Annotated in this window: 18 protein-coding genes; 16 read left to right on the top strand and 2 right to left on the bottom strand. The window is 67.3% G+C overall.

Annotated features, from left to right (window positions below):
- The first annotated feature begins 39 nt into the window (after positions 1 to 39).
- The 4 genes from WEE69_13490 to WEE69_13475 are packed head-to-tail and all read left to right on the top strand — an operon-like array spanning position 40 to position 4,356.
- Positions 40 to 1,356, top strand: a complete 1,317-nt coding sequence (locus tag WEE69_13490; protein ID MEX1146306.1) for a sugar transferase — start codon at positions 40 to 42, stop codon at positions 1,354 to 1,356.
- Positions 1,353 to 2,669 (top strand): hypothetical protein, encoded by a 1,317-nt coding sequence (locus WEE69_13485; protein ID MEX1146305.1) that lies wholly within the window; start codon positions 1,353 to 1,355, stop codon positions 2,667 to 2,669. Before WEE69_13490 ends, WEE69_13485 begins: the two co-directional genes overlap by 4 nt.
- Entirely contained in the window at positions 2,669 to 3,424 is a 756-nt protein-coding gene (locus WEE69_13480) for a glycosyltransferase family 2 protein (protein ID MEX1146304.1), read from the top strand. Before WEE69_13485 ends, WEE69_13480 begins: the two co-directional genes overlap by 1 nt.
- On the top strand, positions 3,421 to 4,356 hold the full coding sequence (locus WEE69_13475; GenBank protein ID MEX1146303.1) for a glycosyltransferase: 936 nt from the start codon (positions 3,421 to 3,423) through the stop codon (positions 4,354 to 4,356). Before WEE69_13480 ends, WEE69_13475 begins: the two co-directional genes overlap by 4 nt.
- Here the strand turns inward: WEE69_13475 and nadA are convergent.
- Positions 4,353 to 5,477 (bottom strand): quinolinate synthase NadA, encoded by a 1,125-nt coding sequence (nadA, locus tag WEE69_13470; GenBank protein ID MEX1146302.1) that lies wholly within the window; start codon positions 5,475 to 5,477, stop codon positions 4,353 to 4,355. The two genes, WEE69_13475 and nadA, sit on opposite strands and share 4 nt — an antisense overlap.
- A 278-nt stretch (positions 5,478 to 5,755) precedes the next feature.
- On the opposite strand from nadA, the gene uvrC reads away from it, so the two are divergent.
- The 12 genes from uvrC to WEE69_13410 all read left to right on the top strand — a co-directional run bounded on the left by uvrC (position 5,756) and on the right by WEE69_13410 (position 18,762).
- Entirely contained in the window at positions 5,756 to 7,621 is a 1,866-nt protein-coding gene (gene uvrC / locus WEE69_13465; GenBank protein ID MEX1146301.1) for an excinuclease ABC subunit UvrC, read from the top strand.
- Positions 7,618 to 8,490: an RNase adapter RapZ gene (rapZ, locus tag WEE69_13460; protein MEX1146300.1), complete on the top strand. Its 873-nt coding sequence runs from the start codon at positions 7,618 to 7,620 to the stop codon at positions 8,488 to 8,490. Before uvrC ends, rapZ begins: the two co-directional genes overlap by 4 nt.
- Entirely contained in the window at positions 8,483 to 9,559 is a 1,077-nt protein-coding gene (locus WEE69_13455; GenBank protein MEX1146299.1) for a gluconeogenesis factor YvcK family protein, read from the top strand. The genes rapZ and WEE69_13455 overlap by 8 nt, the downstream gene beginning before the upstream one ends.
- 25 nt (positions 9,560 to 9,584) lie before the next feature.
- On the top strand, positions 9,585 to 10,613 hold the full coding sequence (gene gap / locus WEE69_13450) for a type I glyceraldehyde-3-phosphate dehydrogenase (protein ID MEX1146298.1): 1,029 nt from the start codon (positions 9,585 to 9,587) through the stop codon (positions 10,611 to 10,613).
- Positions 10,614 to 10,698: 85 nt separating this feature from the next.
- A complete protein-coding gene (locus WEE69_13445) occupies positions 10,699 to 11,880 on the top strand; it encodes a phosphoglycerate kinase (protein MEX1146297.1) in 1,182 nt (393 codons plus the stop codon).
- Positions 11,881 to 11,920: 40 nt separating this feature from the next.
- The gene (tpiA, locus tag WEE69_13440; protein ID MEX1146296.1) at positions 11,921 to 12,670 is read left to right on the top strand and encodes a triose-phosphate isomerase; all 750 of its coding nucleotides are present in this window, start codon (positions 11,921 to 11,923) and stop codon (positions 12,668 to 12,670) included.
- 15 nt (positions 12,671 to 12,685) lie between these two features.
- Positions 12,686 to 12,922, top strand: a complete 237-nt coding sequence (secG, locus tag WEE69_13435) for a preprotein translocase subunit SecG (GenBank protein ID MEX1146295.1) — start codon at positions 12,686 to 12,688, stop codon at positions 12,920 to 12,922.
- A gap of 166 nt (positions 12,923 to 13,088) precedes the next feature.
- On the top strand, positions 13,089 to 14,705 hold the full coding sequence (locus WEE69_13430) for an ABC transporter substrate-binding protein (protein MEX1146294.1): 1,617 nt from the start codon (positions 13,089 to 13,091) through the stop codon (positions 14,703 to 14,705).
- A 61-nt stretch (positions 14,706 to 14,766) separates the two neighbouring features.
- Entirely contained in the window at positions 14,767 to 15,735 is a 969-nt protein-coding gene (locus WEE69_13425; GenBank protein MEX1146293.1) for an ABC transporter permease, read from the top strand.
- Positions 15,732 to 16,757 carry an ABC transporter permease gene (locus WEE69_13420; protein ID MEX1146292.1) on the top strand — a complete coding sequence of 342 codons (1,026 nt, stop codon included), beginning with the start codon at positions 15,732 to 15,734 and terminating at the stop codon, positions 16,755 to 16,757. Before WEE69_13425 ends, WEE69_13420 begins: the two co-directional genes overlap by 4 nt.
- Complete coding sequence (locus WEE69_13415) at positions 16,754 to 17,779, top strand: ABC transporter ATP-binding protein (protein ID MEX1146291.1); 1,026 nt, start codon at positions 16,754 to 16,756, stop codon at positions 17,777 to 17,779. Before WEE69_13420 ends, WEE69_13415 begins: the two co-directional genes overlap by 4 nt.
- Positions 17,776 to 18,762: an ABC transporter ATP-binding protein gene (locus tag WEE69_13410; protein ID MEX1146290.1), complete on the top strand. Its 987-nt coding sequence runs from the start codon at positions 17,776 to 17,778 to the stop codon at positions 18,760 to 18,762. The genes WEE69_13415 and WEE69_13410 overlap by 4 nt, the downstream gene beginning before the upstream one ends.
- On the opposite strand, the gene WEE69_13405 is transcribed toward WEE69_13410, so the two are convergent.
- Positions 18,729 to 19,520, bottom strand: coding sequence for a glycosyltransferase family 2 protein (locus tag WEE69_13405; GenBank protein MEX1146289.1), 792 nt, complete (start codon positions 19,518 to 19,520; stop codon positions 18,729 to 18,731). The genes WEE69_13410 and WEE69_13405 overlap by 34 nt on opposite strands.
- Between the last annotated feature and the right edge of the window lie 44 nt (positions 19,521 to 19,564).

The raw sequence follows: 19,564 nt of genomic DNA, 5'->3' as shown, positions 1-19,564 counted from the left end.
CCCCTCAGCCTGGGGCCCCGAGAGGCCGATACCTCCTGGGTGCGCCGGCTCGCATCGCTCTCACTCGCCGCCGGCACGGCGGTCTGTGTCCTCGGCCTGAGTCGAGCCCACGCGGCCGCTCACGGCTATCCGTGGAGTGACTCCAGTCGACTTGGCTGGTCGGTCGTGTTCCTGGGCGCGCTCGTGCTCGCCGCGTACGGACTCGGTCTGCCGGACGTCAACCGTCCCCGTCGCGCAGCTCTGGCCGCGGCTGCGGGCGCCACCACTGCCGCGATCGCGGTCGTCTCCCTCGCGCAGCTCCTGGGTGGCGCCGCGCTGTTGCCCCGGGCCGTCCTCTTCGGCTCGGTCGTGATCCTCATTCCCTTCTACGTGCTGTGCACCCGGCTCGCGCACGACGCGTTCACACGCGACGAGGAGCGCGACCGAGTGTTGCTCGTCGCCGCCAACGAAGATGTCGAAGGACTGCGCTCCGAGCTCGAACGAGCACCGGAACGGCCGGCTCTGCTCGTCGCTGCGCTCACGCCGGATCAGGCGCGATCAGTCGAGACGCCTGAGCGCTTGCTGCTCACCGTCGCCGAGAGTGAGGGCGCCAACGTCGTCGTTTTGGACCGCGAGGCGCAGGGTGACGACGAGATCGTCGCGCAGGCGGCCCAGCTCCACGAGCGCGGCATTCGGATCCGCACCCTGTCCCTGTTCTACGAGCAGTGGTTGGGCAAGCTCCCGGTCAGCGAGCTCGAGCGGGTGTCGTTGCTCTTCGACATCGGCGAGGTGCACGCACCCACGTACGTGCGAGTCAAGCGGTTCCTCGATCTCGTCCTCGCGAGCTTGGGCCTTGTCCTGCTCGTGGTCGTGTCGCCGATCGTTGTGGTCGGCAACGCCATCGCCAGTCGTGGCCCACTGTTCTTCCGGCAGCCGCGCGTCGGGCGGGCTGGCCTCGAGTTCGAGATCCTCAAGTTCCGCACGATGTCCCCGCACGGCGCGGAGGGTGACCCGACGACCGAGTCGGACCCTCGTGTCACGCTGTTCGGTCGTCTTCTTCGGAGGACCCACCTGGACGAGCTGCCGCAGGTGATGAACATTCTGCGCGGGGAGCTCTCGGTCGTGGGTCCACGACCGGAGCAGCCACACCTCGCGGCTCGGCTCGCCGCGAAGATCCCGTTCTACAACGTCCGGCACCTGGTGCGCCCGGGCCTCACCGGTTGGGCCCAGGTGAAGTACCACTACGGCGCCGACGATCTCGACGCGATCGAGAAGCTCCAGTACGAGGTGTACTACCTGCGCCGGCAGGGGATCGCGATCGATCTTCGGATCGTCGCCCGCACCTTGCGGTCGGTGGTCGCGCGCGACGGTCGATGACAGCGACCACAGAAGCCGCACGGCCGCAGCCGTTCAGTTCGTATCTGCGCGCGACGGCGCGCGCGATCGCAGGCCGGCAAGGCGGTGCGTTCTTGCTCGTGGCCGCGGTGATGACGCTTCCCGGGGTGGCGGCTGCCGGTGTGGTCACTCGGTTCACGTGGGCGTACATCGGGATGCTCACCTTGACGTCGCTGCTCGGACTCGGCGTCGAACGTCTCGGGATGCTCCTCGTTGCCCAACGCGGTACGGCGGCACCGGCGCGTGCCTTGCGGCCGCTCTTCGTGATCCGAGTCGCGCTTGCCCCGGTTGCCGGCCTCGCTGCTTGGGTGCTGTTCGAGTTCGTGCACGTTCGATTGCCCGTCGCTGCTGTGGTCCTGACCGTGGTGTGGGTCGTCGCCGCACAGCTCGCGGTGGTTGCCGCGTCTGGGTTGCGAACACTCGGCAATATCAGCGCCGAACCGTTCGTCACCGCCGTCGTTCGCGCGTCACAAGCCGCGATTCTGATCGGGTTCGGTGCGGCCGGCTTCGATGCGGAAACGCTGGTCGCCGCCCTCGCGTTGGTCGAGCTCGCCGGCGCGGCGGCGCTCGTGCGGGCGCTCGGACCAGGCTGGCGGGGCGAGGCACCCGCGCGGCCGAGCTCGCCCCTCGGTGGATGGAAACGTGCCGCGACGTTCGCCGGAATCGAGACCGTGGGTCTCTGCTACCTGCGCGCCGATCTGCTGTTGGTGGGCCATGTCCTCGGTGCAGCCAGCGGCGCGACGTACGGCCTGCTGTACCGCGTGATCGACGGTGCCAGCGGCGCCGCGGGCACCGCGAGCCTCGGCCTCTTCGCCGCGGCGGCGAGCGATCGTGATGGGGGAGACGCGCCGGATGGCGCGCGAGCGAGATCTCTCGCGGTCTTGCCGGTGCTCGCCGCGGCGCTCGCCGGGATCGTCGTGGTCTTCGCCGGCCTGTTGGGGAGCGCGATCCCGCGACTGGGTGGCGAGACGCAGACACTGCGCCTGCTCGTTGCCGCCACGCCGCTCCTGGTGTGGAACGGCCTCGAGTTGCACGTTCGGACCGCGCGGGGTCGGCATGCGGGCGTGCTCAGGATCGGGGCGGCGGCTTTCGCGGTCAACGTCGGGCTGTGCATCTGGCTGGTCAGCGCACACGGTCTCCTCGGCGCGGCGATAGCACTCCTCGCAACCGAGGTCCTTCAGACCGCCCTGCTCGTTGCCGGCGCTCGAGCCATCGAGCGCGACGTCGTACGGCCCAGCGCGGCGGTCGCCGCGCTCGCAACGGCCGCCCTGGTGACGCTCGCCGCGGTGATGTGATGATGCCGCGGATCGACGTGATCGTCCTCACCTGGAATGACGGTGAGCTGCTCGAGCGCGCAATCGATTCAGCATTGGCATCCCAAGGCGTCGAGGTCCGTGTACTCGTGATCGACAACGGTTCGGACGCTCCGGTCTCACTCGATCACGACTCGCGCGTGGAGGTTGTGCGCAACGAACACAACCGCGGCGTCGCCGGAGGCCGCAATCAGGGCATCCTCGCAAGTGGCGCGGACTTGATCTGCCTGCTCGACAGCGACGCCCAACTCGAACCGACCTGCCTGCAATCGCTGTCCGCCGCGGCTGCGGACCCCGGCGTCGGGATCGCCGTGCCGGTGTTCGGCGGCCAAGCTCCCGAACAGACCGCCGGTCGGGCACCGAGTCTCGGCCGCAAGATCTTGCGCCTCTGCAATCTCCGGAACGACTACGCGCCGGCCATTCGAAGCGACCCGTCGATGTGGGACGTCGACTTCGGCATCGGCGCATGTCAGCTGATTCGGCGGTCCACCTTTGACGCGGTGGGCGGGCTGGACGAGTCCTATCTGTTCGGTCCCGAGGACGTCGACTTCTGTCTACGCGCACGCCGTTCCGGCTGGAGAGTCGTGCAAGTAGCGCTCGCGCGGTGCCACCACCCTCCCCGGCGCCGGCACCGTCGTCTCTTCACGCGCCGCGGCGTGGCTCACGCCCGCGCGGTATGCCGCCACCTCTGGCGTCACCGCGGTACTGCCCGCGCGCTGCGAGGCGCATCCGCATGACCAGCACGCTCGCGCCCGCGAGTGTCGACGCAGTTGTCGACGTCGTCGTCGTGGCATACCGCAGCGCCGACGTGATCGACCGCTGTCTTGGCGCCGCGTGCCGGATCCACGGAGTGGGTCAGGTGATCGTCGTCGATCATGGTGACGACGAGAGTGGTGCCATCGCCACCCTCGCGGGTGCAACCGTCCTGGCCCACCCGGACAATCCGGGGTTCGGCGCCGGCCAGAACCGCGGCTTCGAGCGCGGAACCAGTCGGTATGTGCTCGTGCTCAATCCCGACGCCGCGCCGCGTGCGGAAGGCATCGCCGCTGGTGTTCGGTACCTCGATGCACATCCCGAGGTCGCGATCGTCCAGGGCGTCGTGCGTGACTCGGTGACGAGCGAACCCGATCGGAGCCAGGGTCGCGAGCTGGGAGTGCTGCATCTCCTCGGACGAGCGACTGGCGCGCGGCGCCTCGCTCGCTGGTCGATCGCACGATGGGTTGCGGCACGGATCGGAGCCTTGCGTGACCACGTGGAGCGAATCCCGATGTCACCGACCGGTGTGGAAGCCCTGGCGGCGACCGCCTGGCTCGCACGACGTGACGCACTCGCGAACGTCGGGGGGTTCGACGAGGAGTACTTCCTGTACGGTGAGGATCTCGATCTCTGCCGTCGGCTGCGCGGCGCCGGATGGAAGATCGTCGCGCTGCCCCACGAATGGGCGATGCACGATCAGGGCAGCTCCGCGGCCTCGAGCTTCGAGCGCGAGCTGACGTGGTGGCGCGGCACGCTGCGATTTGCGGGACTCTGGTGGACGACACCGCAACGGTTCGGCGCGTTGGTGGTCGCGTTCATCCGCGGGGCAGGGTTGGCGCTCCAAAACCCTCGTGCAGTTCGAAGGATCTGGCGGTCGACCGTCGGCGCCGCGCTCGGCGCTAGGACGCGTTAGTCGACCTTGCTCGGCTCCACGGGCGCGCCTTTGATGTCGAGCATGCGTTGGAGCGCAACCCGTGCTGACTCGGCGGTGCGGTCGTCGACGACGATCTGATTCACCACCTCGCCACGCGCGAGGGATTCCAAGCACCACGCCAGGTGTGGTCCGTCGATGCGGAACATCGTGGAGCACGGGCAGACGAGCGGGTCGAGTGACACCACCGTCTTGTCGGGATGTTCCGACGCGAGCCGCTGGATCATGTGGATCTCGGTGCCGATCGCCATCGCCGAGCCGGTCGGCGCGGCATCGACCCACTCCATGATGCGCTCGGTGGAGCCGACGCGATCGGCCAGCTCCGCAACCTCGTGCCGGCATTCAGGGTGCACGATCACTTCGCCATCTGGGTGCTCCGCGCGGAACGCGGCCACGTGCTCGGGCAGGAACCGCTGGTGCACCGTGCAGTGACCCTTCCAAAGCAGGAAGGTTGCCTCCTTCACGTCTCGGTCGGTCATGCCACCGAGGTCACGATGCGGGTTCCATACGCGCATGTGGGACTCGTCGTAGCCCATCGTGAACCCGGTGTTGCGACCGAGGTGCTGGTCGGGGAAGAACAGCACCTTGTCGCCCCGCTCGAAGGCCCATTCGAGGATCGCCTGCGCGTTCGACGACGTGCACACCGCGCCACCGTGGTCACCCACGAATGCCTTCAACGCCGCGGAGGAGTTCATGTACGTGATGGGAACGACGCGACTGATGTCGGTGACCGACGCGATCTCCTCCCAGGCCTCTTCGACCTGGTCGATGTCGGCCATGTCGGCCATCGAGCAGCCTGCGTTCAGGTCGGGCAGCACAACTCGCTGATGGTCACCCGTGAGGATGTCGGCCGCCTCGGCCATGAAGTGCACACCGCAGAACACGATGTCGGTGGCGTGGTCGTTCTCCGCCGCCCACTGGGCGAGCTTGAACGAGTCGCCGCGCAGGTCGGCCCACTTGATGACCTCGGGGCGCTGGTAGTGGTGCCCGAGGATCAGCAGCCGATCGCCCAGCGAGTCCTTGGCTGCGCCGATCCACTCATCGAGCTGATCGGGCGTCGCGTGGGTGTAGCGGTCCGGCAGTTGGACCTGGAGTCGCAGCATGATGTCGAGCCCCTTTGTGGGGCGGCTCCGGTATTGGCCGGCGGGGACAGCCTGGTCGCCACACCGCGGGGTTGTCGGCCCCGAAGCCGATCTTGTGGCCGGTTCTTCCAGGCCGGCCTCTTCCACTGTACCGCTCGCTCGGCGGCACGATACCTGCACCATTGGTCGATTCCGCAGGCTTCGTCTCCTGCGGCGTCCGACGGCACAGCCGCACGGACGCCACCGCCGCCCTTCGGGACGCTCGCCAGCTACGGGTCGTCGCGGGGGACAATGGGGGTGTGCTGCGCCCACCGCCCGCGACGATCCCCGACGGGCCGGGCTCGTACCAGTTCAAGGACGCCCAGGGCCGCGTCCTTTACGTGGGTAAGGCCAGCAGCCTGCGGAACAGGCTCGCGAACTATTTCGCCGCGCCCGACACGCTGCTGTCCCGCACGCGCCAGATGGTGACCGCAGCCGAGACGGTCGAGTGGATCGAGGTCCGCAACGAGGTCGAGGCGCTGTTCCTCGAGTACAACCTGATCAAACGGCACCACCCGCGCTTCAACATCCGCTACAAGGACGACAAGTCATATCCGTACCTCGCGGTGACGCTCGACGAGGAATGGCCGCGGGCCATGGTGCTCCGAGGGGCCAAGCGGAAGGGCGTCCGCTACTTCGGTCCGTATGCGCACGCCTATGCGATCCGCGAGACGCTCGATCTCTTGCTGCGCACATTCCCGATCCGCACCTGCACCAAGCCGAAGTTCGACCGCCACCACCGGCTCGGGCGCCCGTGCCTCTATGCACACATCGAGAAGTGCGCAGCGCCGTGCGTTGGTGAGGTCTCCAAGACCGACTACGACGATCTCGTTAAGGAGCTGCTCGGCTTCCTAGACGGTGACACCGCCGCGGTCCTCGATCGCCTCGACAAGGCGATGCACGAATCGGCCGACTCGCTCGAGTTCGAGCGGGCGGCTCGAGTTCGAGATCAGATCACGTCGGTGCGCAAGGCCATCGAGCGCCAACAGATGGTGGCACCCAAGGAAGAGGACTTCGACGCGATCGCGCTGGCCGAGGACCCACTCGAGGCGGCGGTGCAGGTGTTCCTGGTCCGTCGGGGCCGCGTGGTCGGGCGCAAGGGCCTGGTCGTCGACAAGGTCGAGGACCTCGACACTCCCGCGTTGATCGGGCGACTGCTCGAGCAGTTGTACGCGGACGCCCCCGCCGAGGACGTGCCGCGCGAGGTGCTCGTGCCGGTGGAGCCGGAGAACATTCAGCTGTACGAGGCCTTCCTCACCAAGGCACGCGGCGCGCCAGTGCGCGTGCGAGTTCCGCGACGGGGCGCGAAGCGCGAGTTGCTGAGCACAGTCACTCGGAACGCGGAGGAGGCATTCGTTCAGCACCGCCTCCGTCGCGCGAGCGATCACAACGCACGCGCGCGTGCGCTCACGGCACTGCAAGCCGCGCTCGACCTGCCGGACGCACCCCTGCGCATCGAGTGCTTCGACATCTCGAACCTGCAAGGAACCGAGATCGTCGGCTCGATGGTCGTCATGGAGGATGGCCTCGCCAAGCGCTCGGACTACCGCCACTTCAAGGTCCGGTCGCAAGAGGGCCAAGACGACTTCGCGGCGATGGAGGAGGTACTCACCCGACGCTTCCAGCGCTACCTCGAAGACCGCGAGGAGGGGGCTCGGCGAGGTCGCCGGTTCGCGTACCCTCCGAACCTGCTGCTCGTAGACGGCGGGCGCGGTCAGCTCAACGTGGCGATCCGCGTGCTCGAAGAGCTGGGCCTCGAAGATGTCTCGGTGGCCGCGCTCGCCAAGCGGTTCGAAGAGGTGTACCTACCCGACCGGGACGAACCGGTGCGCATCGCGCGCGACTCCGAAGCGCTCTTCCTGCTCCAGCAGGTGCGTGACGAGGCGCACCGGTCCGCGATCACGTATCACCGGAAGCTCCGCGCGAAGACCGTGACCCGCTCGGTCCTGGACGACGTGCCGGGCCTCGGCCCGACGCGCCGCACCCGACTCCTGCGAGAGTTCGGGTCCGTGAAGAAGCTGCGTCTCGTTGAGCTCGATGCTCTCAAGGCCTTGTCGTGGCTGCCCGAGGCCGTCGCCACGGCCGTCTACGAGCAGCTGCACTCGCAGGAAGGGCCGGCACGGTGACGGAGCATCCGCTCGAAGTCATGATCGTCACCGGGATGTCGGGTGCGGGCCGCTCATCGGTCGCGGACAGTCTCGAGGACGTCGGGTTCTTCGTGATCGACAACGTGCCGCCGGCGCTCATCCCCAAGGTCGCCGAGCTGGCGCGTGAGGGGGATCGCCCCACTCTCTATGCGCTCGTGGTGGACGTTCGTTCGGGTGCATTCATGGAAGAGCTTGCCGCCGCGCTCTCGGAGCTGCGCGAGTCGGGCGTGCGCACGCGCGTGCTGTTCCTCGATGCCAGCGACGAGACCCTCGTCCGCCGGTTCGAAGCGTCGCGTCGTCCCCATCCGCTGGCCGGCCCGGACCGGATGTCCGAGGGCATCGCGCGAGAGCGCGAGCTGCTCGAAGAGCTCAAGGGCCAAGCCGACCTGGTACTCGACACTTCGAACTTCAACGTGCACGAGCTCCGAGAGCGCGTACGGGAGCTCTTCACCGAGGACGAGCACGCCGGGGCTCCACTCCAGGCCAGCGTGGTGTCGTTCGGGTACAAGCACGGTGTGCCTCTCGACGTGGACCTGGTGTTCGACTGCCGCTTTCTGCCAAATCCGCATTGGGTGGAGCGACTCCGCCCGCTCCCGGGCACCGATGCCAAGGTGCGGCGCTACGTGCTCCAGCAGCCCGAGGCGAAGGCATTCCTCGAGGAGCTCGCGCGCCTCTTCGAGCTGCTGCTCCCGGCCTACGCGCGTGAGGGCAAGGCGTACCTCTCGATCGGAGTCGGCTGCACCGGCGGCCGCCACCGGGGGGTCGTCATCGCAACCGAGCTGGCGAAGGTGCTCGACAAGCTCGGCTTCCCCGCTCGCGTCCATCATCGGGATCTCGACCGTGGCTGAACCTGAGGCGAGCGATCGCGGCGCAGGTACCCTGCGCCGCAGCGAGGCGGGGCCCGAGCGGCCCGCCGCCGCAGGCGGCAAGAGCGGGAAAGTCGTCGCACTCGGTGGCGGGCACGGACTCGCCGTTGCGCTGCGTGCCATCCGTCAGTACGCCGACGCGACCACCGCGGTCGTGAGCGTGGCCGATGACGGCGGCTCGTCGGGCCGTCTCCGCCGCGACCTCGATGTGCCCGCGCCCGGTGACGTACGCAAATGCCTCGTGGCACTCGCCGCGCCGGGAAACAGATGGGCCGACGCGTTCGAGCACCGGTTCGTGAGCGGCGACCTCGACGGGCACGCGCTCGGCAACCTCGTGCTCGTCGGCCTCGCGGAGACGCTCTCCGACTTCGCCGCGGCAATCGATGAAGCTGGGCGCCTGCTCGAGGTCGTCGGCCGCGTCTTGCCTGCGACGACCGACCCTGTGGTGCTCAAGGCCCAGGTCGACAGCGAGTCGGCCGGCGGCCGGTCAGTAGAGGGCCAGGTCGCGGTCATGAACGTCTCCGGTCGGATCCGCCACGTCGAGCTCGTTCCTGCCGATGCGCCTGCTCATCCCGATGCCGTGGCGGCCATCGCCGATGCCGACCAGGTCGTGCTGGCGCCGGGGTCGCTCTTCACCAGCTTGCTGCCGGTGCTCGCCGTGCCCGCGCTGCGGGACGCGGTCGCGTCCACACAGGCGCAGGTCGTCCAGGTGTGCAACCTCCGGTCGCAGCTGCCGGAGACCGAAGGTCTGGATGCCGCCGACCACTTGCGTGCGGTGCTGGAGCACGGGGCTCGGGTCGACGCGTTCCTGTACGGTCCGACGGCGCTCGCATGCGACGAGGGCGAGATCCAGGAGTTGGGCGCGCGTCCCGTCGCCGCCGAGGTGACGGTGCCCCGAGGTGTGGCGCACGATCCCGCGAGATTGGCGACGGCGCTCCGCGATCTGCTGGAGGCGAACGTCCGCGGCGCAGGTACCCTGCGCCGCAGTGAGCCGGGGCCCAAGCGACCCGGCGCCGAAGGCGCCGAGAGCGGAGAACTGGAGTCCAGATGAACGACAGTCTGAGAGGATGGATCACATGACGGTTCGCGTCGGCATCAACGGCTTCGGCCGCATCGGCCGGTCCTTCTACCGGGCGATCCTCGATCGCGGCGCGGGCGCCGGCGTCGAGCTGGTCGCGGTCAACGACCCGATGGGCGACAGCGCGACGATGGCGTTCCTCCTCAAGCACGACTCGGTGGGCGGACGGTTGGCCCACGAGATCAAGGCGACCGACAACGGCTTCTCGGTCGATGGGCAGGAGGTGCGCAAGCTCGAGGTCATGGACCCCGGCGAGATCCCATGGGGCGCCAACGGCGTCGACGTGGTCATCGAATCCACCGGGCTGTTCACGGCGCGTGAGAAGGCGGCTGAACACCTGAAGGGCGGTGCGAAGCGCGTCATCATCTCCGCGCCAAGTGGCGACGCCGACGCCACGATCTGCATGGGCGTCAACGACGCAGTGTTCGACGCCGACAAGCACCAGGTCATCTCGAACGCCTCGTGCACCACCAACTGCCTGGCACCCATGGCCAAGGTTCTCAACGACAGCTTCGGCATCGAGCGCGGCTTCATGACGACGGTGCACGCGTACACGAGCGACCAATCGCTCCAAGACCTCGCGCAGACAAGCCGTTCGGGAGCACCCGACCTCCGGCGGATGCGAGCCGCGAACCTGTCGATCATCCCGAGCAGCACCGGCGCGGCCAAGGCGATCGGGCTCGTGCTTCCTGAGCTCCAGGGCATCCTCGACGGCACGGCACTCCGTGTGCCCACGCCTGTCGGCTCCATCACCGACCTGTCAGCGGAGCTCAAGAAGTCCGCGAGCATCGACGAGGTCAACGCGGCATTTGCCGAAGCGGCCAACGACGTGTCATACCGGCAGGTGCTCGAGTACACGGAAGAGCCGTTGGTCTCGGCTGACATCGTCGGGAACCCCGCTTCGTGCATCTTCTCCGCGCGCGACACCATGGCGAACGCGAGCATGGTCAAGGTGCTTGGCTGGTACGACAACGAATGGGGCTACTCGAACCGCCTGGTAGACCTGGCCGCGTTCATCGGCGCCTGACAATCGCCCGACCGAGCCCGGTGGAGCAGCCGAGCGTCCCGCAGGGCGGACGCAGGTACCCTGCGGCCGAGCGAGCGCGACCAGAATGATGGAGCTGCCGCGGCTGGAAGACTTGCCGCTCCAAGAGGGATCACGTGTCCTCGTGCGCGTGGACTTCAACGTGCCTCTGCGTGATGGGCGAGTCGAAGACGACCTTCGCATCGCGGCGGCTCGGCCGACGATCGAGTGGCTGGTGGAGCGCAAGGCGCGCGTCATCGCGTGCGGGCACCTCGGGCGACCGAAGGGCACACCCGATCCCCAGTTCTCGATGGCCCCGGTCGCGGCCCGGCTGGGCGAGGTGCTCGGAGTTGATGTGCCGGTCGCACCCGGTGTCGTCGGGCCGGCGGTCGAAGCGGCCGTCGAGCAGCTGGAACCCGGTCGGGTGCTCATGCTCGAGAACCTGCGCTTCGACCCCGGCGAAACCGGGAACGACCCCGCGTTCGCGGCAGCGCTTGCGGACCTCGCCGACTGCTATGTGAACGAGGCGTTCGGCGCATCGCATCGCGCGCACGCATCGATCGTGGGACCGCCAAAGACCCGACCCTCCGGTGCTGGTCGGCTGCTGGAGCAGGAGGTCCACGAGCTCGGCCGCCTGCTGGAACAACCCGCGCGGCCTTTCGTCGCAATTCTTGGTGGCGCGAAGGTCAGCGACAAGCTCGGGGTGATCCGCGCCTTGCTCGAGCGGTGCGACGCAGTGCTCGTCGGCGGTGCGATGGCGTTTCCGTTCCTGGTCGCCGAGGGCGGCCGCGTGGGCGAGTCGCGCGTCGAGCACGAGATGGTGGAGGAGTGTCGCGACCTGTTGACGACTGGTCGCGTGCACGTCCCGGTGGATGTCGTGGTGGCGCAGGAGATCGATGACCACGCAGCGACGCGCATCGTGAGCGCCGGTGCGATCCCCGACGGGTGGATGGGGCTCGACATCGGTCCTGAGACGGCCGCGCTCTTCGCCGACCGGCTCGCTGATGCGAGAACCGTCCTGTGGAACGGTCCGATGGGTGTCTTCGAGGTGGCTCCCTTCGCCGCCGGCACGCGAGCGCTCGCTGACGCCGTCGCCGCGTGTCGCGGCTTCACCGTCGTCGGCGGCGGTGACAGCGCGGCTGCCGTGCGAGAGATGGGCCTGGCTGGTGAGATCGACCACGTCAGCACCGGCGGGGGAGCGTCGCTGGAGCTCCTCGAGCACGGAGACCTCCCGGGGTTGCGCGCGTTGCGCGAAGGTCTCGGCGGATGAGAGAAGGTGTGACACCGTGAATACAGACCGCAAGCCCGTGATGGCGGCCAACTGGAAGATGCACCACGACCACCTGGTCGCCATCCAGGTCGTTCAGAAGCTCTCGTACCGTCTCGAGTCGTCCGACTACGACGGCTGCGACATCGTGATCTGTCCGCCGTTCACCGCAATCCGCTCGATCCAGAACCTGCTCGAAGGCGACCGTATCCCGATGTTGCTGGGTGCACAGAGCTGTCACTGGGACGAACAAGGCGCCTACACCGGTGAGGTGGCGCCGCCCATGTTGGCCAAGCTGAACGTCTCGTATGTGATCGTCGGCCACTCCGAGCGACGGCAGCTCTTCGGCGAGTCCGACGAGTGGGTCAACAAGAAGGCGAAGGCCATCCTCAAGCACGAGATGATCCCGATCGTGTGCGTCGGCGAGACGCTCGAAGAGCGCGAGCGGGGCGAGACGGATGGCCGCGTGTCCGCGCAGACTCGGGCCGCGTTCACCGGCATCAAGGCGCCCGAAGCCGAGCGGTGCGTGGTCGCGTACGAGCCGATCTGGGCCATCGGCACCGGGCGCAACGCCACACCCGACGACGCCAATACCACGATCCGGACGATCCGGCTCGTGCTGCGCGAGCTCTACGGTGCGACCGCAGACGCCATGCGGATCCAGTACGGCGGCAGCGTGAAGCCTGGCAACATCGCGGATCTCATGTCGATGCCGGAGATCGACGGCGCACTGGTGGGGGGTGCGTCACTCGACCCGGACGACTTCGGCCGTATCGTCCGGTACCGGGTGTAGAGGTAAAGTGCTCGGGTGCTCGACACCGTTCTCATCGTGATCGACGTCTTGATGGCGGTCGTGCTCGTGTTCCTGATCCTGCTGCACTCAGGGCGAGGCGGTGGTCTGTCCGACATGTTCGGCGGTGGCCAGCTCGGCGGTTCGATGGCGGGCTCCACGGTCGTGGAGCGCAACCTCGACCGCCTCACGATCATCACCGCGGTCATCTTCGCCTTCACCACGCTGATCCTCGCGTTGCGCCTCCAACCCTGACCCGGGCGTGGACAGGCGCGCGCCGCGCTCGCGCCATGCGTGAAATCGCGACCACGCTGTGGTATCTATGAGGCGACCATTGGCGTGGAACACTGGGGGTTCTGTAGTGAACGCACATCGTCATTCGCGCGGAGTTGTCGCGACCCTCGCGGCCGTCGGTCTCCTCGTGGGAGCACTCGCTCTCAGCCCCGCGAGCGCGTCCACCGGCGAGGCGCGCGTTCGCCAAGCCGATGACGAAGGCACGATCCGGATCGCGGCCGAGGAAGAGCCGTTCTGCGCGGACTGGATCTCCACGTGCGCGGCCCTGGCGTGGGGCAACTGGGCGCTCGGCAACCTCACGATGCCGCAGGCCCTCAACGTCGACACAGACGGGAACTACGTGCCCGGCGACATGCTCGTCGACTTCCCCACGCTCGTCCCCGGACCACCGATGACGGTGACATATCGCATCAAGGAGGAGGCGGTCTGGAGCGACGGCACCCCCATCACCTCCACCGACTTCGAATACACCTGGGATCAGATCGTCAACGGCAAGAACATCTACGACTCCACGGGGTACGTGCTCATCGAGAGCATCGACACCACCGACCCGAAGGTCGCCGTGGTCACGTTCACCGATCCGTTCGCGGCGTGGCGCGATCTCTTCGGTGGCTTCTACTTCCTGCTGCCGAGCCACCTGTTGGACGGCGAGAACCGTCACAAGATCATGAAGGACGGCTACGACTTCTCCGGCGGGGCATGGCAGCTCGAAGGTGGATCGGATGGGTGGGAGAAGGGCCGTTCGATCACACTCGTTCCCAACGAGGCGTTCTGGGGGATCCAGCCCACGATCCAGAAGGTGATCTTCCAGTTCATCCCCGACAGCGCGGCGGAACTGGAGGCGATCACGTCTGGTCAGGTGGTCGCCGCGTATCCCTTGCCCATCGAAGGGGCCGTCGACACCGTCGAGGCGTCTGACACCCTCGACTACCAGCTCAACTTCGGGAACCAGTTCGAGGCGTTCTGGATCAACGCCAGCAAGTTCCCCCTCGACAGCGAGGCGGTACGTCAGGCTGTCGCGTACGCCACTGACCGCGAGGCCATCGTCGAGGCGATCGTGGTGCCGGCGATCAACGAAGGGCAGGTGCTCGACAGCTTCATTGTGCCAACCTTCGACACGTTCCACGAGCCCTCGTTTGCGCAATATCGCCGCGACCTCGACACCGTCGACGAGCTCATGACCGGCGACGGGTGGGAGAAGAACGGCGACGGCATCTGGGAGAAGAACGGTCGTACGGCGTCGTTCGTGTTGAACACGACCACCGGCAACGCACAACGGGAGCTGACCGAGCAGCTGTGGCAGAGCCAGCTCACCGAAGCCGGCTTCGACATGACGTTCAAGAACATCGACGCCGGCCCGTTCTTCGGTGCCCGGTTGCCGTCCGGCAAGTACCAGGTGGGCCTGTACGCATCCGTGGGCACGCCTGACCCAGGGCTCTGCCTGCTCTTCTGCTCGGAGAACATCCCGGCCAAGAGCAACAAGTTCGCCGGTCAGAACTGGACGCGAACCGATGATCCCGAGATCGACGAGACGTTGAAGGCGGTCGACGTGACGCTCGATGATGCCGTGCGCATCGAGGCCGCGCTCAGCGGACAAGACGCGATGGCCAGGTACGTCGTCGGGATCCCGTTGTTCCAGACACCCACGATGTTCATCTATGACACCACTCGACTCGGCGGGCGTCTCGAAGACAACACCGTGATGGGCCCGTTCTTCACCATGAACGAGTGGATTCTGCTCTAGCGGCGAAGAGGCTCGGCGCGACCCGCGCGCCGAGCCTCGCCGTGCTTCGCGGCGGCATTCGATGCTGAAGTACGTGCTGCGGCGCGTCGGCGCGTCGGCACTCGTACTCCTTATAGCCACGGCCGTCGTATTCGTGCTCGTACGCGAGTTCGGGCCCGACCCGGCCGAAGCTCGGTGTCGGAGCTCCCGGAACAAGGTGGCGTGTGAGCAAAGCGCCCGTGTCGCGCTCGGCTTGAACGATCCGCTGCACGAGCAGTACTTCAACTTCATGGGCGACTTCCTCCAGGGTGACTGGGGGAACAGTCAGCGCAGCGACCGGTCGGTCGCGGCATCCATCAGTGACGATCTCTGGGACACGGCGCAGCTTGCGTTCTGGGGGGTGTTGGTCTCGGTCGGCCTCGCCGTCACCATCGGCGGATACTCGGCGCGGAAGCCGTACTCCAAGGGCGACTCGTTGTTCACGGGCATCGCGTTCGCAGGCATCTCGATGCCCACGTTCTGGTTCGGCCTGATCACGATCCACTACCTCACTGGTGAGCTCAAGGACGTGCTCGGCACGAGTGAACCGATCTTCTATTCGATCCCGAACCCGGTGGGGAGTGGCGTCGTCGAGTACGCCCGCGAGCTGACGCTGCCGGTGCTCGTGCTCTCGGTCCAGCTCGTTGCCGGGTGGAGCCGATATCAGCGTTCGTCGATGCTCGACGAGCTGCACCACGACTACATCCGCACCGCGCGCGCCAAGGGCCTCTCAGAACGCCGCGTCGTCTGGAAGCACGGTCTGCGGAACTCGCTGAGTCCGCTGGTCACCGTGATCGCACTCGACTTCGGGGGCCTGTTCGGCGGTTTGATCATCACCGAGACGGTCTTCGCGCGGCACGGCATGGGGAGGCTCTTGGTCGACGCCGCGGTGAGTGGCGACACGCAGGTGCTCATCCCGTGGATGTTCGTGACCGGCGCGATCATCATCCTCTTCAACTTGCTGGCGGACGTGCTGTACGCCGTGCTCGACCCCAGGGTTCGGGTCGCGTGAGTCCGGAGCGGGACAACCTCCAGCGGCTTCGGGAAGCCGGCACCGCCGGCGCCGGAGTCGTGGGGTCAGCCGTGTTGCTCGACGAGGCCGTGGAGACCGGCGATGCCTTCGTCAGCGAAGTGCCGATCCGGTCGCACTCTCGTGTCGTCGTTCGTCGGTTCCTGCGTCACCGGATCGCCGTCGCCGCGCTCGCGCTCCTCGTGCTCCTCATCGGGCTGGCGGTGTTCGTCAACGTGTACTCCGCGCACGAGGCCAACCCGATCCCACTGACTCCGGAGATCCTCGAGGGCTCACGGGAATCGCCCACGTGGGACAACATCTTCGGCACTGACAAGCTCGGCCGTGACATGTATGCCCGCACGATGATCGGGCTCCAGAAGTCGCTCCAGATCGGCCTAGGCGTCGCGCTCGCGTCCGTGTTGATCGGAGTGACGATCGGCGCGCTGGCGGGCTTCTACCGCGGCTGGATCGACACACTGCTGATGCGCTTCACCGACCTGTTCTTGGTTCTGCCTGCCCTCGCGGTGCTGTTGATCCTGGCGGCCAACCCGGAACCTTCGTTCTTCGGGTTGTTCGACTTTCCTCCGGCAAACACGGTGACCGGCATGATCATCGTGATCAGCCTGTTGGGGTGGATGCCGATGGCTCGCATCGTGCGTGGTGAGTTCTTGTCGCTCCGCGAGAAGGAGTTCGTGGAGGCTGCGCGCGCCGCGGGCGCGTCGGGTCCACGCATCATCGTGCGGCACTTGCTGCCGAACGCAATGGGGCCGATCGTGGTGTTCGGCACGCTCGAGGTCGGACTGGCGATTCTCACCGAGGCCACGCTTTCGTTCCTCGGTCTTGGGATACAGCTCCCGTCGATCTCGCTCGGCAACCTCATCGCCGATGCCGAAGGCGCGGTCGGCACCGACCTCGCGTACCTGGTGATCTTCCCGGGACTCGTCCTCTTCCTCGTCGTGCTCTGCGTGAACTTCATCGGTGACGGGCTGCGAGACGCGCTCGACCCGCGAGCCGTCCGATGACGTCGACGACGACCACGACCGGCGCGCTGGAGATCGACGATCTCGTCGTCGAGTTCGCGACCGAAGATGGAACGGTCCACGCGGTCAACGGCGTCTCGCTGCGCGTGCAGCCCGGCGAGACGCTGGCCGTCGTGGGGGAGTCCGGCTCTGGGAAGAGCGTGACCGCGCTCTCGATCATGGGCCTCATCAGGAAGCCCGGTCAGATTGTCAGCGGCACCATCCAGTTCGATGGATGCGATCTGCGCACCATCACCGAACGCAACTATCAGCAGCTACGCGGCGGTGATCTCGCGATGATCTTCCAGGATCCACTCTCGTCGATGAACCCGTCCTTCCGTGTCGGATCGCAGATCGCCGAGGCGATCCGCGCGCACTCCGACGTGAGTAAGGACGACGCGTGGGCGCGGGCCATCGAGCTCCTCGCGCAAGTGGGGATCCCGCAACCCGAGCAACGGGCGCGCGACTACCCGCACCAGTTCTCGGGTGGGATGCGCCAGCGAGCGATGATCGCCATGGCGATGGCCAACGCACCCAAGCTCCTGATCGCCGATGAGCCGACGACGGCGCTCGACGTCACGATCCAAGCGCAGGTGCTCGAGGTGCTGAAGGCGGCGCAGCGGGAGACCGACGCGGCGATGGTGCTCATCACCCATGACCTCGGGATCGTCGCCGGGCTCGCGGACCGTGTCGTCGTGATGTACGCGGGTCGAGTCGTCGAGGAGGGAACGCTCGACGAGATCTTCTACGACCCGCGTCATCCGTACACGATTGGCCTCCTGGGCTCGATTCCGCGCCTTGGTGGCGAACGCGGGCAGAGGTTGCGCACGATTCCGGGGACACCGCCGGGTCTCTTCTCGCTCGCGGCCGGATGCGCCTTCGCGCCGAGGTGCCCGTACGTGATCGACCGGTGCGGAGTCGAGCGTCCTGACCTCCTCCACGTCGACAACGGCGGACCGCGACGGTCGGCGTGCTTCCGCATCGAGGAGCTGCCCGAGCTGCGCGGGGGAGAAGCACCGTCATGACCACTCCAGTGCTCGAGGTAGAGCGGTTGGTCAAGCACTTTCCGGTGCAACACCGCTACTTCGGTGGCGAGCAGGGCGTCGTGCACGCCGTCGACGACGTCAGCTTCACGCTCGAGCCCAGGGAGACGCTCGGCCTCGTCGGCGAGTCGGGCTGCGGGAAGTCCACGACCGGCCGGCTCGTGCTGCGTCTGCTCGATCCAACGTCGGGGTCCGTGCGGTTCGACGGGCAAGACGTGGGATCGTTGCGCGGCGCGGACCTGCGCGCGTGGCGGCGCCGCGCCCAGATCGTCTTCCAGGATCCCTACGCCGCGCTCAACCCGCGCATGCGCATCTTCGACGTGCTGGCCGAGCCGCTGCAGATCCAGGGGCGGGGGTCAGAAGCCAATGATCATGTGCCCGAGCTCCTGCGCATGGTCGGACTCGACCCGGGGTACGCGAATCGGTATCCCCACGAGTTCTCCGGTGGTCAACGACAACGCATCGGCATCGCGCGCGCATTGGCGTTGGAGCCGGAAGTCGTGGTGCTCGACGAGCCGGTGTCCGCGCTCGACGTGTCGATCCAGGCCCAGATCCTCAACCTCTTGGCGGAGCTGCAAGAGCGACTGTCCCTTGCGTTCCTGTTCATCGCGCACGACCTCGCCGTCGTCCGCCACATCTCGGACCGAATCGCAGTCATGTACCTGGGCAAGATCGTGGAGTCGGGCCCGGCCGAAGCCATCTACGCACACGCAGCTCACCCGTACACACAAGCGCTGCTGTCCGCGGTCCCGGAGCCCGATCCGCGTCGGGAGCGCGCCCGGCGACGGATCGTGCTCGAAGGCGACCTCCCGAGCCCCGTCGACCCTCCGAGCGGGTGTCGTTTCCGGACGCGCTGCTGGAAGGCACAAGACATCTGTGCGCAAGAGGAGCCCGCGCTGGTCGACCGAGGCCAGGGGCACCCGAGCGCGTGTCACTTTGCCGAAGAGGCCCCGCCCCTTTCCTGAGTGCCGACGCGCCGCGACGAGGTGGGATGCAGCCGCCGGATCTCCGGTGCGAGACGTCGCATCTCTCGCAAGATCCCGCGAATGGTGCGCCAAGAGGACAGAGTCGACGTGCCCCGTACGCGTGGGTAGTACTCCAGTCCGATCTGGGTGATGCGGTACCCGACGCGATGAGCCCGGGCGAGCATCTCCGCGTCGATGAACGAGCCTTCGCTGCGCAGCGTCATCGAGTCGAGGACGGGCTTGCGGAAGAGCTTTGCGGCGAAGTTGACGTCGCGAACCCTCAAGCCCAGCACGAGGCGAACGAGCAGGTTGTAGGCACCAGACAGGGCTTTGCGGCGCAATCCCTCACCTTCGCGTTCGATGCGCCAGGCGCTCAGCACGTCGGCGTGCTGCGCGTCGATGACCTCGAGCATTCGTCCGAGCTCCGCGAGGTCGATCGGCAGATCGGCGTCGGTGTAGAGCACGACGTCACCCGACGCGACGGCGAATCCCGAGCGGATGGACGCGCCAAGCCCACGGTTCCGTTCGTGATGCACGACGGCGACGCGCTCGTTCCCTGCGGCGATCTCGTCCGCCAGCGCCTGGGTTCGATCGGTCGACGCGTCGTCGACCAGGACGAGCTCGTAGTCCTTGATGACGCCGTCGCGCACGAGCGCGCCACCCGCGGCTTCGGCTGCTGTGACGAGCGCGCGCAGACCTTCCTCCTCGTTCCACATCGGGACGACGATGCTCAACCACTCGTGCGTCGCCGCTGGCATCCGTCTCCTTCGTCGGGGAGTTCACGGTACCCGGGTCGCTACAA

Source organism: Acidimicrobiia bacterium, from assembly GCA_040881685.1.
Taxonomy (GTDB): domain Bacteria; phylum Actinomycetota; class Acidimicrobiia; order IMCC26256; family PALSA-555; genus SHVJ01.
Note: the sequence above shows the minus strand (reverse complement) of the source record. Positions and strands in the feature narration are given on the sequence as shown.

Excerpts from the sequence above, each read along its gene's own strand:
- WEE69_13485 (MEX1146305.1), top strand. The coding sequence starts at position 1,353 with ATGACAGCGACCACAGAAGCCGCACGGCCGCAGCCGTTCAGTTCGTAT.
- WEE69_13480 (MEX1146304.1), top strand. The coding sequence starts at position 2,669 with ATGATGCCGCGGATCGACGTGATCGTCCTCACCTGGAATGACGGTGAG.
- WEE69_13475 (MEX1146303.1), top strand. The coding sequence starts at position 3,421 with ATGACCAGCACGCTCGCGCCCGCGAGTGTCGACGCAGTTGTCGACGTC.
- nadA (MEX1146302.1), bottom strand. The coding sequence starts at position 5,477 with ATGCTGCGACTCCAGGTCCAACTGCCGGACCGCTACACCCACGCGACG.
- gap (MEX1146298.1), top strand. The coding sequence starts at position 9,585 with ATGACGGTTCGCGTCGGCATCAACGGCTTCGGCCGCATCGGCCGGTCC.
- WEE69_13445 (MEX1146297.1), top strand. The coding sequence starts at position 10,699 with ATGATGGAGCTGCCGCGGCTGGAAGACTTGCCGCTCCAAGAGGGATCA.
- tpiA (MEX1146296.1), top strand. The coding sequence starts at position 11,921 with ATGGCGGCCAACTGGAAGATGCACCACGACCACCTGGTCGCCATCCAG.
- WEE69_13425 (MEX1146293.1), top strand. The coding sequence starts at position 14,767 with ATGCTGAAGTACGTGCTGCGGCGCGTCGGCGCGTCGGCACTCGTACTC.
- WEE69_13415 (MEX1146291.1), top strand. The coding sequence starts at position 16,754 with ATGACGTCGACGACGACCACGACCGGCGCGCTGGAGATCGACGATCTC.
- WEE69_13410 (MEX1146290.1), top strand. The coding sequence starts at position 17,776 with ATGACCACTCCAGTGCTCGAGGTAGAGCGGTTGGTCAAGCACTTTCCG.
- WEE69_13405 (MEX1146289.1), bottom strand. The coding sequence starts at position 19,520 with ATGCCAGCGGCGACGCACGAGTGGTTGAGCATCGTCGTCCCGATGTGG.